Annotated in this window: 19 protein-coding genes; 12 read left to right on the forward strand and 7 right to left on the reverse strand. The window is 61.9% G+C overall.

Features of this window, described 5'->3' with window-relative positions; genetic code table 11:
• Positions 1 to 67 precede the first annotated feature (67 nt).
• Positions 68 to 577, reverse strand: a complete 510-nt coding sequence (locus EWU68_RS01070; RefSeq protein WP_156265264.1) for a GNAT family N-acetyltransferase — start codon at positions 575 to 577, stop codon at positions 68 to 70.
• A 188-nt stretch (positions 578 to 765) separates the two neighbouring features.
• On the opposite strand from EWU68_RS01070, the gene EWU68_RS01075 reads away from it, so the two are divergent.
• From EWU68_RS01075 to EWU68_RS01095, 6 genes are all read left to right on the forward strand, one after another.
• The gene (locus tag EWU68_RS01075; protein WP_129314032.1) at positions 766 to 1,569 is read left to right on the forward strand and encodes a hypothetical protein; all 804 of its coding nucleotides are present in this window, start codon (positions 766 to 768) and stop codon (positions 1,567 to 1,569) included.
• A gap of 92 nt (positions 1,570 to 1,661) precedes the next feature.
• The gene (locus EWU68_RS13125) at positions 1,662 to 1,844 is read left to right on the forward strand and encodes a hypothetical protein (protein ID WP_156265265.1); all 183 of its coding nucleotides are present in this window, start codon (positions 1,662 to 1,664) and stop codon (positions 1,842 to 1,844) included.
• Between the two features lie 102 nt (positions 1,845 to 1,946).
• On the forward strand, positions 1,947 to 2,267 hold the full coding sequence (locus EWU68_RS01085) for a HigA family addiction module antitoxin (RefSeq protein WP_129314033.1): 321 nt from the start codon (positions 1,947 to 1,949) through the stop codon (positions 2,265 to 2,267).
• Positions 2,264 to 2,785, forward strand: a complete 522-nt coding sequence (locus EWU68_RS01090) for a P-loop nucleotide/nucleoside kinase family protein (RefSeq protein ID WP_129314034.1) — start codon at positions 2,264 to 2,266, stop codon at positions 2,783 to 2,785. Before EWU68_RS01085 ends, EWU68_RS01090 begins: the two co-directional genes overlap by 4 nt.
• Before the next feature lie 808 nt (positions 2,786 to 3,593).
• Positions 3,594 to 3,752, forward strand: a complete 159-nt coding sequence (locus tag EWU68_RS12965) for a hypothetical protein (RefSeq protein WP_156265266.1) — start codon at positions 3,594 to 3,596, stop codon at positions 3,750 to 3,752.
• A complete protein-coding gene (locus tag EWU68_RS01095) occupies positions 3,742 to 3,927 on the forward strand; it encodes a hypothetical protein (RefSeq protein ID WP_129314035.1) in 186 nt (61 codons plus the stop codon). Before EWU68_RS12965 ends, EWU68_RS01095 begins: the two co-directional genes overlap by 11 nt.
• Positions 3,928 to 4,150: 223 nt before the next feature.
• Here the strand turns inward: EWU68_RS01095 and EWU68_RS01100 are convergent, their stop codons facing one another.
• The gene (locus EWU68_RS01100; RefSeq protein WP_238692239.1) at positions 4,151 to 4,624 is read right to left on the reverse strand and encodes a GNAT family N-acetyltransferase; all 474 of its coding nucleotides are present in this window, start codon (positions 4,622 to 4,624) and stop codon (positions 4,151 to 4,153) included.
• An 80-nt stretch (positions 4,625 to 4,704) separates the two neighbouring features.
• The gene (locus EWU68_RS01105; RefSeq protein WP_238692240.1) at positions 4,705 to 5,244 is read right to left on the reverse strand and encodes a GNAT family N-acetyltransferase; all 540 of its coding nucleotides are present in this window, start codon (positions 5,242 to 5,244) and stop codon (positions 4,705 to 4,707) included.
• Positions 5,245 to 5,640: 396 nt separating this feature from the next.
• Between EWU68_RS01105 and EWU68_RS01110 the strand changes: the two genes are divergently transcribed.
• A complete protein-coding gene (locus EWU68_RS01110; RefSeq protein WP_129314036.1) occupies positions 5,641 to 5,850 on the forward strand; it encodes a hypothetical protein in 210 nt (69 codons plus the stop codon).
• A gap of 516 nt (positions 5,851 to 6,366) precedes the next feature.
• Here the strand turns inward: EWU68_RS01110 and EWU68_RS01115 are convergent.
• Positions 6,367 to 7,797, reverse strand: coding sequence for a DHA2 family efflux MFS transporter permease subunit (locus EWU68_RS01115; protein WP_162421320.1), 1,431 nt, complete (start codon positions 7,795 to 7,797; stop codon positions 6,367 to 6,369).
• 60 nt (positions 7,798 to 7,857) lie between these two features.
• On the opposite strand from EWU68_RS01115, the gene EWU68_RS01120 reads away from it, so the two are divergent.
• Complete coding sequence (locus EWU68_RS01120; protein ID WP_129314038.1) at positions 7,858 to 8,325, forward strand: MarR family winged helix-turn-helix transcriptional regulator; 468 nt, start codon at positions 7,858 to 7,860, stop codon at positions 8,323 to 8,325.
• Positions 8,326 to 8,598: 273 nt separating this feature from the next.
• Positions 8,599 to 8,796, forward strand: a complete 198-nt coding sequence (locus EWU68_RS01125) for a hypothetical protein (RefSeq protein ID WP_129314039.1) — start codon at positions 8,599 to 8,601, stop codon at positions 8,794 to 8,796.
• A gap of 141 nt (positions 8,797 to 8,937) precedes the next feature.
• On the opposite strand, the gene EWU68_RS01130 is transcribed toward EWU68_RS01125, so the two are convergent.
• Complete coding sequence (locus tag EWU68_RS01130; protein WP_238692241.1) at positions 8,938 to 9,666, reverse strand: SDR family oxidoreductase; 729 nt, start codon at positions 9,664 to 9,666, stop codon at positions 8,938 to 8,940.
• Between the two features lie 68 nt (positions 9,667 to 9,734).
• Between EWU68_RS01130 and EWU68_RS01135 the strand changes: the two genes are divergently transcribed.
• Positions 9,735 to 10,097 (forward strand): MerR family transcriptional regulator, encoded by a 363-nt coding sequence (locus tag EWU68_RS01135; RefSeq protein WP_129314040.1) that lies wholly within the window; start codon positions 9,735 to 9,737, stop codon positions 10,095 to 10,097.
• Positions 10,098 to 10,249: 152 nt separating this feature from the next.
• Here EWU68_RS01135 and EWU68_RS01140 read toward each other — a convergent pair whose 3' ends face one another.
• The gene (locus tag EWU68_RS01140) at positions 10,250 to 11,128 is read right to left on the reverse strand and encodes an NAD(P)H-binding protein (RefSeq protein WP_129314041.1); all 879 of its coding nucleotides are present in this window, start codon (positions 11,126 to 11,128) and stop codon (positions 10,250 to 10,252) included.
• A gap of 168 nt (positions 11,129 to 11,296) precedes the next feature.
• Here EWU68_RS01140 and EWU68_RS01145 point away from each other — a divergent pair, with 168 nt between their 5' ends.
• Entirely contained in the window at positions 11,297 to 11,890 is a 594-nt protein-coding gene (locus tag EWU68_RS01145) for a TetR/AcrR family transcriptional regulator (RefSeq protein ID WP_129314042.1), read from the forward strand.
• Between the two features lie 122 nt (positions 11,891 to 12,012).
• Entirely contained in the window at positions 12,013 to 12,381 is a 369-nt protein-coding gene (locus tag EWU68_RS01150) for an ester cyclase (RefSeq protein WP_129314043.1), read from the forward strand.
• A 102-nt stretch (positions 12,382 to 12,483) separates the two neighbouring features.
• Here EWU68_RS01150 and EWU68_RS01155 read toward each other — a convergent pair whose 3' ends face one another.
• Positions 12,484 to 14,103, reverse strand: a complete 1,620-nt coding sequence (locus EWU68_RS01155; protein ID WP_165162077.1) for an SLC13 family permease — start codon at positions 14,101 to 14,103, stop codon at positions 12,484 to 12,486.
• Positions 14,104 to 14,145 lie beyond the last annotated feature (42 nt).

Consider the following 14,145-nt stretch of genomic DNA (forward strand, 5'->3'; position numbering starts at 1 on the left):
TTCCGCTCCAACCTCTTGCGCAAGCGTCGGATCCCCTGAGGGGTCCGGCGCTTTCGCTTTCAGTTCGCTACGGCTCCAACGTCATCCCGAGAACCTTTCGGACAGGAATGGTTCCGCCATGGTCGTCTTCTAGCCGACGCATGCCGAGCTTTCGAGCGACGCGTTCCGATGCCTCGTTCTCGGGGTGGATGATTGCGACCAGCTCGGGTGAGCCCACGACGTCACGTGCGTAGTCCCGGCATGCAATGGCGGCTTCGGTGGCGTAACCGCGGCCCTGCCTTGAAGTGACGACGTGGTAGCCGACCTCGAGCTTGAGTTCGCCATTCACTTCCTGCCAGGTGAGGCCGCAGTCGCCTACGAACTCCCCGTCGATCGTCTCAACGATCCACAGGCCGTAGCCGTGCTCCGCGTAGTTCTCTTCATTCCATGTGATCCACCTAGCTGCCTGCTCACGTGTTTTCGGTGCGGGGTAGAAACGCATGACTTCAGGATCCCCAAGCATGTCGGCCATGAGCTCGATGTCAGCAGGCCGCATGCGGCGGAGGCGGAGGCGTTGAGTGTTTGGCGGAGTCACCATCTCCTCGTAGTTGCAGGAATGCTTCGCTTTAAGGGCGGGCTGGGGCCAGAGGTTTGTATCTGCTGCGACGTAGTGGAGTGGAGGTTCTGGCTCTAGCCAGCATCTCGAGTCGGGTTTGGTGTGCAATCTGCAAGCGCTCGACTGGGAAGTGCATTGACTACTCACTGAGTACTCACTGGGCTGGTCTCGTGAGTGAGCGTAGCGATCGACGTATCGAACTTGACCTGACCCAGGCTGGCACGGCACGAAAGGCTGATGCCTCCCTGGCGACTTGGCGACGCTGGGAAGAGGATCCTGACTCGGTCAGTGCGAAGACTCGTATCGCCTGTGAGGACGTCCCCGAAGGTGCTTCTGACTTCGAGCGAGCGCTCTCGAAATCCGCTGTGGCCTTCACGGGTTCATGGCAAGTTTCGCCCCGACTGACCCCACGGCAGGCGTACGCAATCGCTGTGGAGCTGGACGGTTGGGCTGACAGGGACATCACTGAATGGATACGGGATCCGAGTGAATCACTCCACGACGTTGCCCCCTTTCATCACTTCGATCTTCGCGTCATGATGCTCGTGGGGGAGAACCGCGCCTGGGCTGAAGCTGTCAAGCAACGCTGCCGCGTTATCTCCAACGAGACCGAGGCCGGCACGCTTCCCTTTGACCGTCCGGGGCCTCTCATCGACGAGGTTATGATCGGTGCAGCCCTCGATGGTGCGCAGGCGTTGCTGGAGGACATGCCTGAACTCTTCGAGCGGATCCCGCAGCGCGAAGCCGTCGACGGTGATGGGGAATACTTGATCGGGGACGAAGACTGGGATGGCCTATCAGATGGGTTCGATGATGACTGCGAATGCGACGAGTGGGAGGTGCCGCTTCGACAGGGGCATCCACTACTCCCAGCGGTCCTGGCCCAGCGTCACCCATTCACTTGGTTCGATGCACGTGAGCCTTCCGGCCCAGGCTACCCGCAGCGGTTGGCCGGGTCTCTAGTCGCCGGTTAAAACACGCGGCGTGGTGCCCCATAGTCAAGTGCTCGCGAAGGGTCGAACGTGGTTTTGCGAGTGCTCGCGCGCTTATGTAGCGTAATTGCACTATGACCGGTTCCGCCTACTTCGGTAGGTCCAGGGCCGGTCTTCAATTTTTTCCTCAGGCGGTGTTCGTGGGCGGGGATATCAAGGCGTACAAGACGTATGTCGAGCAGGTGGAGATCCTGGCTGGTCGCGGCATGGACATGGGAGACCGAGATGCCGCGGTGGAGTTCCGGTTCAACGTTTAGCGCTGTTGACAGCTGTCGTCACAGGCCTCCCTGTGTGATTAAATCGGTTGGCAGGTAGGCTGCCGAGCGCACCTGCGTCGCGTGGAACGAAGGACCCCGAGTATGTCGAACTCATCGACTGCCACTAACGTTGCTCTGATCGAGCCGATCCATCCAGGCGAGGTCCTCATGGAGGACTTCGTCGAGGGGTTCGGCATCACCCAGAACAAGCTCGCCGTCTCAATCGGCGTGCCACCGCGGCGGATCAACGAGATCGTCCACGGCAAGCGAGGCATCACAGCAGACACCGCACTGCGCCTCGCGAAGTACTTCGGGACCTCCGCAGAGTTCTGGATCAACCTGCAAAGCCACTATGAGCTGGGTCGCGCGGAGGATCTTGCGGGGGATCAGATCTCTTCGATCACGCCTCTGCAGGTCACGTGACCGGGCAGCTCATCGCGATCTCCGGTCTGCCCGGGGTCGGCAAGACGAGCGTTGCCGAGATCTTGGCTGCGCGCACGAGGTCGGTCCACCTGTCCATCGATGCGGTCGAAGAGTCGATCCTTGCCTGCGGCCTGCCTTCAGGGTGGCAGGTCGGGGTTGCTGCGTATGAGGCAGTGGGTGCGATGGCGGAGCAGAACCTGCGGCTCGGGCACGATGTCATTGTCGATGCGGTCAACGACAGTGAGGAAGCTCGCCAGACCTGGCGTACTGCGGCCTCGCGGACCGGTGCTCATCTGTATTTCGTACACCTTGTGATTTCCGACGTGGGGGAGCACGAGCGGAGGCTCATGGGCAGGAAACGCGGGTTCGTCCATGTCGGTGAACCTAGGTGGTCGGACGTTCAACGGCGTCGCACCGAATATGCCGCGTGGACCAGTGACGTACTTGAGGTCGACACCTTGTCGCATGGAGCCGACGAGGTCGCACGCGCGCTCATTGAGCGCTTCAGCTGGAGATGAGGCAACGTCGACGCAAGTGGTTCTTCGTATCGGAATGCGACGCCGGTGGGAAGCTCCACTGCCTCGGCGGTGTGACCCACTGACAGGGCAGTGCTCGGCAAGAGGCGCAACCGTTGACGCTCGAACTAGGTTGGGCAGGCCGCCGAGCTGGCCCTGTCCGAGAACTTCAATCAGCGCGGATTGGACGGCGAAAGCTGTAGGTTCCACGACCGGTGCCCGGAAAAGGTCTATCAGGACATTGATCTTCCCCACGAGCCCCACGTCGTGGATAGGGCACAGCCGGTTTTCCTTGACGCGCTGTACCTCGGTATCGACATCATTTGCCATTGCCATGTGATCGCTCTGAACTACCATCACTACCTTTCGGAGAGCCACTGTGCAGGTGTCCCGTATGGCAACGAGAAATCGAATCTCGAGCCTCACCGGTGCGGTGTGATGCCAACTTCTAGCCAATTGGCCGCCGGGCTTCGACTGCCAGACGGTGGATCATACATGTCCATGGGTGACGTGCTGAGTCGCGGGATGCTGATGAGCCGAAACGCCTACAGGCCACTGATTCATTGTTTGATGTGTTTGACGGTTGGGATGGGGTCCTTAAACTAAAAGTGCCCCGGGGCACGCCGGGGCACTCAATGGAAGGAGGCGAAATGACGGTTGTAGTCGGACTCTCAGCCACCCTCCTAGACCTGAGGAGCGCAAGAGGAATCGTCGGACTCATCCGAGACCTCCGCGTACCCAAGGGCCAAGGACCTAGGGGGTCGAGTCACCGCTCGGCGTCCTGGTCGGTCCAATCATGAAGGAGCCAACCATGAAAAATAAGGTCACCGATATAGCGTTCGGCATGTTCATCACTGCACTCTCCTACGCAACACACCAACCCGTGTGGCTGACAGTCACGCTGGCTGGACTGACCGTTGTCCTGGCCGGCGTCATGACAGCCCGAGCGGTGATCCGTCATGACCGATGAGCCTGCGCTTGAAGCCGTGTCCACGGCTCGCCAGGAACGGGACGACGCCGACCACAGGTTCCGTCTCTCCATGGCTGCCGCCGTTGATCGGGGTATCCCGTTGTCGCGTATCGCTCTTGTAGCCGGGATGAGCCGTCAGGGCGTGTGGGCCGCCGTGCAGAAGCTCAAGGGCTAGTCACTTCCGTTGGTGGGGTGCCGAAGTCGGTGCGGAGAGTCCGCCTTCTCGATGTCGTCTCGGCCGGTTTCATCCGCGTCGATCCTTGCCCTGGACGGGCTGTGTTCTCGAGAACGCAGCACATTGCTGGGTCTGTGGTTGGATCTCGAGGCCGAATTCTTCGATGTGTTGCATGTGATATGAGACGTCGTGAAAAGAACTCACCAGATAAAAGGGCCCCATCTCAAAAGAACAAATTATCACCCTCATGCGTGGCGGTGTACTCGAGGGATTCGTAAAACCGGTGGGCATCAGGTCTCTGCTTGTCGGAAGTGAGTTGAGCAAGAGTCGCGCCTCGGCTTCGGCCCCATTCATGTGCCCAGGCAAACATGGCCGGCCCCAGGCCCGTGCCGCGGGCCCATGAGGCTGTCCGGAGCGCTTCAATCTGCGGACGTTTCGCTCCACGGCGGGCCATGCCGGGAATGACGGTTAGCTGGAAGGTCCCGCACGGCCTGCCGCTCTCGTCACAAATCAGCGCCAAGAACTGATTCGGATCTGCAGAAAGTTCGTCGAAATCGACACAGTACGCCTCGTGGCATCCTCCCTCACGGGCGTTGCCGCGGATGTCATCGGACAGAATCGCTACCAGGTCTTCGATATCCCCGCATTGATTACGGGAGATGGTGAACGATTTGTCCCCGATATCGGCTTCCTTCACGAGTTGATCCTCCGCGCTCCATATTTGACCTGCCGTCGGTGGCACCGGAAGCGCAAAAGTCTTATCCGAGGAGTCGGTTGTTAACGGACGGCTTCGTCATAGGTGGTGTTGATGAGCTGGTACAAGGCGTGGCCCTGCCAGCTTCCATCGATGTACAGGTACTTCGGGGCGAGGCCGTACTGGGTGAACCCGCATTTGGATAGGACCGCTTGTGAGGCATGGTTCGATACCAGGGTTTCGCCCTGGAGCCGATGCAGACCAAGGGTGGTGAAAGCGTATTCGATGGCCCAGCGTACTGCGGAGGTGGCAATGCCTTGACCCGTGTGTTGGCGGTCAACGGTGTAGGCGATACTGGCTGATCGGAACGCTCCGTAGACGACACTGTTCAGGTGCAACAGGCCAAGGATCTGAGTGTTGTCTTCGATGAGCCAGAAGAATCCGCGTGATGCTTCTTGGTCGGCTTTGGCATTCCTGATCGCTGTTTCCTGACCTGTCGCGGTGTAGAACGACTGGGCTCGTCTCGGGGACCCGGTGCGCATGTGGTCTCGATTGCGTCTGTAGAACATGGCCAGACGCGTTGCATCGGACAGAGACGGGGCACGATAGGTCAGGGTCATCATCACTTCTCCGTAGATGGGGTGTCGATGTCTGGCTCCAGGGTGTGAGGCGGGATGTGGAGCCAGTGCGTCTTGTCCATGGCTGAAATATAGCCGACCGCATCGACGGCCGGCTGGCGGCAGTCCCGTATTTCTGGCTGCAACGGATGCTGAAGCTGAGGCCAGTTTGCGTGGTGGATGCTCAGCGGTGACGTGACAGGTCGTGAACGTCATCGCCGAGATTCTGCTTGCTTCGGCAACCCATGACGTGTGCGCAGATACGGTGCATGAGGTCCGTCAGAATCTCTGTTTGAGGCGGTCCGCGGGCCTCGATGGGTCAGTAGAAATGGACGTGGCAACACGCCCCGGTACGGTTCATGGATCCGTCGTCCCTCATGAGGCCTCTGCCGGGACGGATTTATGGCATTCGAAATCCAACGATTGGGGGGGGCGTCACCAACCACTGGGGTTGCGATCGTGCCGGTCAGTCAAGCGACCTACCTCAGTGGGTCAGAAGAAGCAGGTCGTGACCTGATTGCGGTGTGGATCGGTAATGACTCTGTTGCGGAGGCCATTTACGTGATTATCCTTTTGGGTAATGGAGACGACGGTCCGACGGCTGAAGAGTGATAGCGCGCAGACCGCCATCATCTCCTGAACGCCATTAAAGGAGTCTGGGGGGTATTGCAGCTGACCGCGGAGATCGCGAGGTTGTTCGGGGTGACCCGGCCTACGGCGTAGAGGGGCTGTACAACGTGCCGCAACGGTGGGGGATTGATGAATTGATGCCCGGAATGGTCCCGCCAGGGTGGGCGTAGATGTGCAAGTGCTTCGGCGCCAGCCTAAGCTTTACCCCGGTTTCGTGAGCGACCGCCGCGACCGACTGGCCTGTATCGACGCCGCCCCGCGGTTGGAGTCGGTACTTCGACGTGCTGGTTTTATCCGCTGGTGGCCCTCATGGGCGTCCTCTCCGGCGGGACCACAAACACTCGGAACCTGCTAGACACTGTCAGATTAACTGGAGCAGCCTCAGAACGGTGACGAGGCAATCGATAGCACGAAGGGCTCCGGAGGCGGCAATGCCTGGTAGAACGTCCGGCCTCATCTCGGATCGGTCCCAAGGCCATTCCTCGTTGAGGCTCTTGTCTACCCGGCCTCTGCAGTATCCTTGCTGCGCGTCATCGTTGCGGAGGCTTCGCTATCCCGGATCCTGAGGGCAACAGGGGTTGAGGCGAGCGCCACCGCTGCGGCAACCAAAAACGCGAGGTGGAACGGGAACAGGGCTCCGCCGTCGTTGCCTGAGTTCACATTCGGTGCGGTGGTGAGAGTGAGGACGGAGGCGAGGAGCGCCACCCCGACAGCGCTGCCGAGCTGCTTTCCGGCGTTGAAGATCGGGGATGCCTTGCCGGTGTCGGTGCTCGAAATCGTGGCCATCGAGATCGCCTGCGACGGGATGAACACCGCTCCGACCCCGAGCCCGAGCAGGAGGAGGTCCCCACGCATCCACCATAGGCTCGTCCCGGTCCCGGCGATCGCCATTAGCGCGAGACCGGCACCGATGAGGATCAGCCCGGTGGTTGTAAGGCGGCGTGGCCCGAGGCGGTGGTAGAGGACCCGGGAGACAAGCTGCCCACCGATGATCACCCCAACTGCGGAGGCCACGCTGGTCGTGCCGGCCTCGAGAGCCGAGGCACCCAGGGCCTCCTGCAGGAATGTGGAGACAACATAGAGGCCGCCGATATAAGCGACCGAGGCCAGTCCGTAGAGGCAGGTGGCCGAGGTGAAGAGGTGATTGCGAAACAAGCGCAGCTCGATCAGCGGCCGATCCACTCGTCGCTCCACGATAACGAGCAGCACCAATAGAATTGCCCCGGCGACGATCAGTGCGAGCACCAACGGGTGATCCCAGCCGACCGATGAACCTTCCGAGACCCCGGTCATCAATGCCCCGAACCCGGTCGCGGCCAACAAAAATCCGGCCATGTCCAGGCGCCCCGGGCTCGGTTGGGTGTGGGGCTTGAGGCGCACCAATCCCCAGAAGAGTGCGAGGAGGCCAATGGGTACGTTGACGAAGAAGACCCACCGCCACGACCCGTACGTCGTGAACAAGCCGCCGAGGACAGGTCCCAGTGCGGGCCCGATCGCGGTCACGAGCGCCAGGGTCGCCGACAGTTGTACTCGCTCCGACGGCGGATACACCCGGAACAGCATGGCCAGCCCGACGGGAAGCATCACCGCGCCACCAACTCCCTGGATCGCGCTGAAGACGACCAGCTCCGGCAGGGACGTGGCGATACCGCAAAGGGCCGAACCGAGTGTGAACAGGCCAATCGCTCCCAGGAGCGCGCGCTTCCCACCAATGCGGTCGCCGATCCATCCGGAGACCGGGATAAACACCGTTAACGCGACCAAATAGGCTACTTGGACCGCCCCGACCTGGGCGACCGACACCTCAAAATCGTGTGCAATCGCCGGCAGTGCCACGGTCACGATCGTCGTGTCGAGCACCGACATAAACATTGCTGCGACATAGACGACGGCGACGACTGCGCGTTGAGAAACGTTCTCAGTAACCATGTGGTTCACCCTACCGAACAAGTTGAGTAAGTCAACTATGTGGTCGAATAAGATGACTGCATGGTTCCCTCTCATGATCATGACGACAAGACTGCCCGGGATGTGTGGCACTGCATTCGGGGGCTGATCGCGTCGCCGGATGTCGTCGCAAATGAGCATCAGTTCATGCACGAGGTCGGACTCGGGGCGGGCCCCGTCCGCGCACTTCGCGCACTGCTCGCGGTCGGCCCGCAATCCATGCGGACCCTGGCCGAATACCTTAGCTGCGACAAGTCCTACGTGACGGGACTCGTCAAACCGCTCCAAGCCAATGAGCTCGTCACGCTCGAACCCTGCAGCTCGGACGGGCGGGTCAAGATCGTGAACCTAACCCCGCACGGCACGGTGATAGCCAGGCAGGCACAGCAAGTCCATGAGACCCCACCTGAGGTCCTCGGCAGGCTCGAAGCATCCGATCTTGACCAGTTACGTGCGATCCTGGAGCGTCTGGGGGCACCTTCGCGGGGGTCCCACTCGTGCGGGACTTGAGGAATTGGGTAGTCCTGAAAACCCGTAGCAAGCCACACTGTACGGAGAGTCCCTCCAGGCCTCGGCGCGTGATTTTTACCTGTGGATCGTAGAACGGACTAACACGAATAGCTTTGAGTTTCCCGCCTCCGTAGGCGAAGCACTTCGATCCAGCGACACCAGGTGTTTCGCATGAAGTATGGACAGTTGTTATTCCCGTCCTCTGTATGGCCGTCCAATACGCGTGTATTAGCGCTAATAATACGATCGTATTGTCGATGTTGGGGGTTCCCCATGTTTCGGATCCTTGAAATTCTGCGTCTGTTGGCCCCGTTGCTCGGCGTCATCATGCTGATCAGCTACCGTCACCGGGCCTCAGAACCTGCGATGTGGGGGATTGCTGGCGCTCTGGCTGGAGCTGTCGGTTCGTTCGTGGGATTCTTCAGCCCTCGGTCGAGATTGTTGGGTGAGGGCGAGGTCTCAGGGATCTGAATTGTCGAGCGCCTGCAAGGACCAACGGCCGGAACCATCACGCTGCCGCAACGAATGTGCTGGGCGCCCTTCCGAATCTTGGTCCCGTCAGCCGCGCCCGCCAAACTCCATCGCAGATGAACTCCGTCTGCCCCTGAACCATCAACGGGCGCCCGAGAAGCGGCCCCTGTCCTGCGACAAGGTTGCCTTGAGGTCGACGGCTGCCTGGTCGGCAAGGATCTCCTGCTCTCCTGCGGCGAGGCCCTCGAGGGCAATGCGGACTACGTCGGCGGGGTCGTTCTTGGGTACATCGACGTCGGCCATCATGTCGGTGTCGGTGCTGGCGAGGAAGAGCGAGCTGACTTGAATACCGTCGCCGGAGAGTTCGGCCCGCAGCCCATTGCTCAGTGCCCACACGGCGGCCTTGGATGCCCCGTAGGTATTGGAGTGCTCGTATCCCAGCCAGGCCATGACCGAAGAAACATTGAGGAACGCGCCGCGGCCGCTGATCTTGAGGACCGGGGCGAAGGCCCGCACCATGTGGAGGGTGCCGAAGTAATTCGTTTCCATTTCCTTCCGGATGTCGGCGAGGTCGCCGTCGACAAGCCGGGCAAAAGTTGAGACTCCGGCATTGTTGATCACAAGGTTCGCGTCTGACGCGATGCGGGCGGCTTCCGCGACCTGATCGGGATCCGTGATGTCGAGGGGGAGTGGGGTTGCCCCGGGAACGTCGAGGGACGCGGGGTTGCGCGCGCCGGCGAAAACCGTCGCGCCGAGTTCGACGAGTTGGCGGGCGAACTCCCGGCCGAGTCCGCGGTTGGCTCCAGTGACGACTGCGACCGAGCTCGAAAGGTCCAGCATGGTGTACTCCGTTTCTTCTTGTCTGGTCAACGCTGCAGTCACTACGCTAAAACCTGACGCCAGCGTCAGGTTCAATACCAGAAAATGTGAGGTGCGCCATGCTTCCGATCGGTGCCGTGGCCTCTGCGGCGAACGTGACGCCGCGGGTGGTGCGCTATTACGAGCAGCAGGGCTTGCTCTCCTCCGAGCGCACCAGCGGCGGGCAACGTCGCTACCCCGAGGCGACGGTCGAACGGGTCCGTTTCCTTCATCAGCTCATCCAAGCGGGCCTGAGCAGCGCCTCGATCCGGGAGCTGCTCCCGTGCGTCGATAGCCGGGTCGCCACGGCGTCGACCCTCCGCACCTTGGAGGCCGAACGTGACCGACTCCGCGCACGCGCGGCAGAACTCGAGGCCATGGGCAACCGCCTCGACGATCTGATCGGTGCCGCTCGAGCCACCATGGACGAGGTGGCGAGCTAGGTTTTGCCGGTCATGACGCTTGGGCTGCAGTCCCGGTGCACGGCGAACAAACCGCGATACCGAGTGAGACAGAAGGAAAAGGTCCGTGACCTGATTGCCGCGTGCGCAGTGGATCTCCTGTGGCTCGAGAGCTCTGCGCAATAGTTCGACCATCAACGAGGAGGGTCACTGACTTGCCCGTCAGCAATCCTCTCCCGCAGCTGATCGGTGATACTGCGAGGTCTGCGGCCCAGCAGGCGCGTGAGCATGGGGTCCGAATTCGCAAAATGCCCGCTCCTGGTGGCCTGGAACATGGACAGGGTGAAGCGCGCGACCTCCTCGGGAACGCCGTTGTTCATCGCATCTCTCACCCACGTCTCGTCGTCGACGACGACGCGGTCGATCTGGTGACCCGTGACCTCGGATGCGGACGCGGCGAAGTCCGCCAGGGTGACCGGCTCGGGCAGCGTCAGGTCAACCGGGCCATCCAACGGCTTGTCGGCCGTGAGGATCGCGGCGGCCGCCTCCGCGGCGTCGCGCCGGTCGACCCAGGAGAAAGGACCGTCCGCGGGCATAGCGATGACCCCTGTTTCCTGCCACGCACCGAGCAACTGTGATGGGTCGCCGTAGAAGCCGTTGCGCAACGCAGTCCATGCGACTCCGGACTCCGCAAGATGGTGTTCAGTGGCCGCATGGATCCTGAGCGGCGGGTAGGGCGTGTCGAAAGCTGTCCCATGGGCGCTCGTGTACAAGATGCGATGAGCCCCCGCGTCGACGGCGGCGTCGATTGCCCTGTCATGCTGTGCGACGACGTCGGAAGATTGGTCGCTGGATGACACGAGGAGGACTTGATCCGCGTCGGCGAACGAGCGCCGCAGGGCCTGAGGGTTGTTGTAGCTCGCCTGCCGTACGCGGACTCCTCGATCTGCCAGGTGCTGAGCGCGTGCAGGGTCACGGACGCTGACGCCGATGTGGTGTGGTGGCACCCGCTTGAGGAGCTGGTCGACCGTGGCCCCGTTGAGGGCGCCTGTGGCTCCGGTGACGATGATCATGGGAAAGTCCTTTCGGGGGGGGGGGGGTACGAGAACGTGCTCATGGTTCACGCCCGGTGCCAGGGAAGAGTGAAGTTTACTCACTGAGTCAACTTTGCGTTGACCCCAGCCTGCACTAAGTTGACTATCTGAATCAAGTTAACCGTCGGCTGACAAGGAGGTTGCCTCGTGCCCGACTCACGAAGTGCGTCCGCTCTCCGTTCGGATGCCCGTCGAAACGTTGATCGGATACTGCAAGCGGCGGTACGAGTCTTCCGAGAACAGGGGTTCTCGGCATCGCTCGACGAGATCGCCGCGGCCGCCGGGGTGAGCAAGGCAACGATCTTCAACCGGCTCGGTGGGAGAGTCGGGCTCATCGATGCCGTCATCGACGACGTCGTCGCGACCGAGTTGAAGGCTGTCATCGAGAATGCGAAGTCCGTCGTCGGCGTCCGACATCGGATCCGGGGCTACATCGTTGCGCTCCGTGACCTGCAGTATGAACGTCCGGCCGTCAACGATGTCCTTCTGCAGGAATATCGCGAGTCCGAACCCTTGCTCGACCTATGCCATGCGGGGACGGACTTCCACGAAAGCCTTGTCGCACAAGGGCGTGCCGCAGGCGTCCTGGCCCATGACGTCACGGCCGAAGACTTTCAAGCACTCGCCCGAGACAATGCCCTGGCGCTCAAGCACGGTGGCCGGCCGCCCCGCGCCGACTATGATCGACGAACTGGTTTCGTGCTCGACGGGATCTGTCCATCGCGGAGTACATCCGCCTGACCTTGCGTTCAGTCGAGATCCGCTGTCAGACAGTCCGCGGATTTCCTCGGCCGAAATTCCACAGGCAGCGTGACCGGTCCGGAGCTCCGTGTGAGAATGGCCAGACGCACGGAAGGAGTGACATGGGTGACAACAGGGAACTCTTCTACCGGTGGATCCAGCAACTCTGGAGCGGGCCGGCCGACCGCGAGGCGCTGCGCGAAGCCGCCGGGGAGCTCGTGACGGACGACTTCATCGGACACTGGCCCGGCCGAGAGGTCCACGGGCCCGACGGGCTGGCCGACATCCTCGCCGAGACCAAGGGCATGTTCTCCGATCTGACCTTCGAGATCGAGGTGCCTCCGCTGGTCGATGGCGATATGGTCGCCGGGCGTTGGGCCGGCACGGGAACCATGACCGACGGGACCGTCTACGGCTTCTTCGGCAATGACATCCTCCGCGCCGACCATGGCAAATTCCGTGAATACTGGGTCGCCTCGGCGGAACGATAAATCCACTGCCCGAGGGTGCGTCCGCAGAGCGGCGGCACGCCCAGAGCGACGGCGTCCGTGGAGACCGGCGTCGATCGTTGCCGACCGACGTCGACCGTGGCGTCAGCCCCCGATGCCGACCAGGGAGGCCAGCCAGGGCAGGAGGGCGACGATCAGCGCGCCTCCGATCACGTCGAAGATTACTCCCGTGCGAATCATGCGTCCGATCGGTACGGTCCCTGACCCGTAGACGATCGCGTTCTGCGGCGTCGATATCGGGAGCATGAAACCGAAGGACGCACCGAACGTGGCTGCGAGGGCCGGAACCACGGGGTCGACGCCGGCGGCCACGGCCAAGGGGACCACGATCGGCACGGTGACGGCGGCAGCGGCCGTATTGCTGGTGGTCTCCGAAATCAGGATCGCCAGAACCACGGCGGCCGCGGTGATGACGAGGCCGCTCGAGACGCCCAGGGATGAATACAGGCCGTGACCGATCGTCTTGGCCAAGCCTGAATCTCCCATCATGGCTCCGAAGATCATCCCGGAACCAAACAAGAGGATGGTTCCCCAATCGATCTTGGCCGCGTCGGACCACTCCAGGGTGCCTTTGAGTTTCTTCGTGTCCGTCGGGAGAAGGAAGAGCAGAGCAGCGCCGATCACGGCGACAATGCCCTCGTCCAAACGATCGTCCACGGCCTTGTACACGGTCGAATCCACACCGACGAACAGGCTCAGAATCGCGGGGAACACCCACAGGACGACCGTGACGGAAAAGGCGATCACCGTGTTGATTTCCGCCCGGGACATCCTGCCCCGGGCCCGTTTCCGGTCGGCGATGAATTCCGCCACGCCCTCGATCCGGCGCGTCTCCGGGCGGTTGACCAGGAAAAGAATCACCATCAGGACCAGGAGCATGCAGACGCAGATCGGAGCCGCCGCGGCAACCCACTGCCCGAAGGAGATCTCGGTCCCGGTGGTGGACTCGATGAGGCCGCGGCCGATCAGGTTCGGCGGCGCGCCGACGGGGGTCAGGAGGCCGCCGATCGAGGCGCCGTACGCAAGCATCAGCATCAGGGCAGCGCCCACGCGCAAACGCATCGGGTCGAAGTCCTGCTTGACCACGCCCTTGTCCTGCATCAATTGGGCGATCACGGTCAGGATCCCCAGGGCTGTGGGCAGAAGCATCGCGACCGTCGCGGTATTCGACACGAAGGCGGAAAGAACACAGGTGATCACGCCGAAGGCCAGGATGATGCGCACCGTGGACTTTCCGACGCCGGGAATCCCCAGGACCAGATAGGCGATGCGCTGGGCGACGCCGTGTTTGAGCATGGCCTGAGCGAGGATGAACGCGCCGATGAACGTGAAGATCGTGGAGGACCCGAACGGTGCCAGGACATCCGATGCAGGGGCAACACCCACGAGGACCATCATCGCGACGCCCAGAAGGGCCGTGACCGGGATCGGTATCGATTCGCACAGCCAGAGCAGAATCACGCCGATCAGAACGGACGCGACCTTCTGCTGCGTCCCGTCCATGCCCTGGGGCAGGAACCACATGGCCAGAAAGCCGATCGGCGCCAGGAAGAAGCCCGATACGCGCCGAATCTTCTCGACCCGTTCCTCGAGAGGGGAGAGGCGTTGCTGGTCGAGGCCGCGATACGTACCGCCTCCGAGTAGCGCCTTGGAGACATCCGTCTTGGGGCCTGGCGATGTGACCGCCCCGGTTGCCTGAGCCAATGTGACCTCCTTGTGTGAACGATGGATCCAGCATGGTCTGCG

This window comes from Rothia koreensis, assembly GCF_004136575.1.
Classification (GTDB): Bacteria; Actinomycetota; Actinomycetes; order Actinomycetales; family Micrococcaceae; genus Rothia; species Rothia koreensis.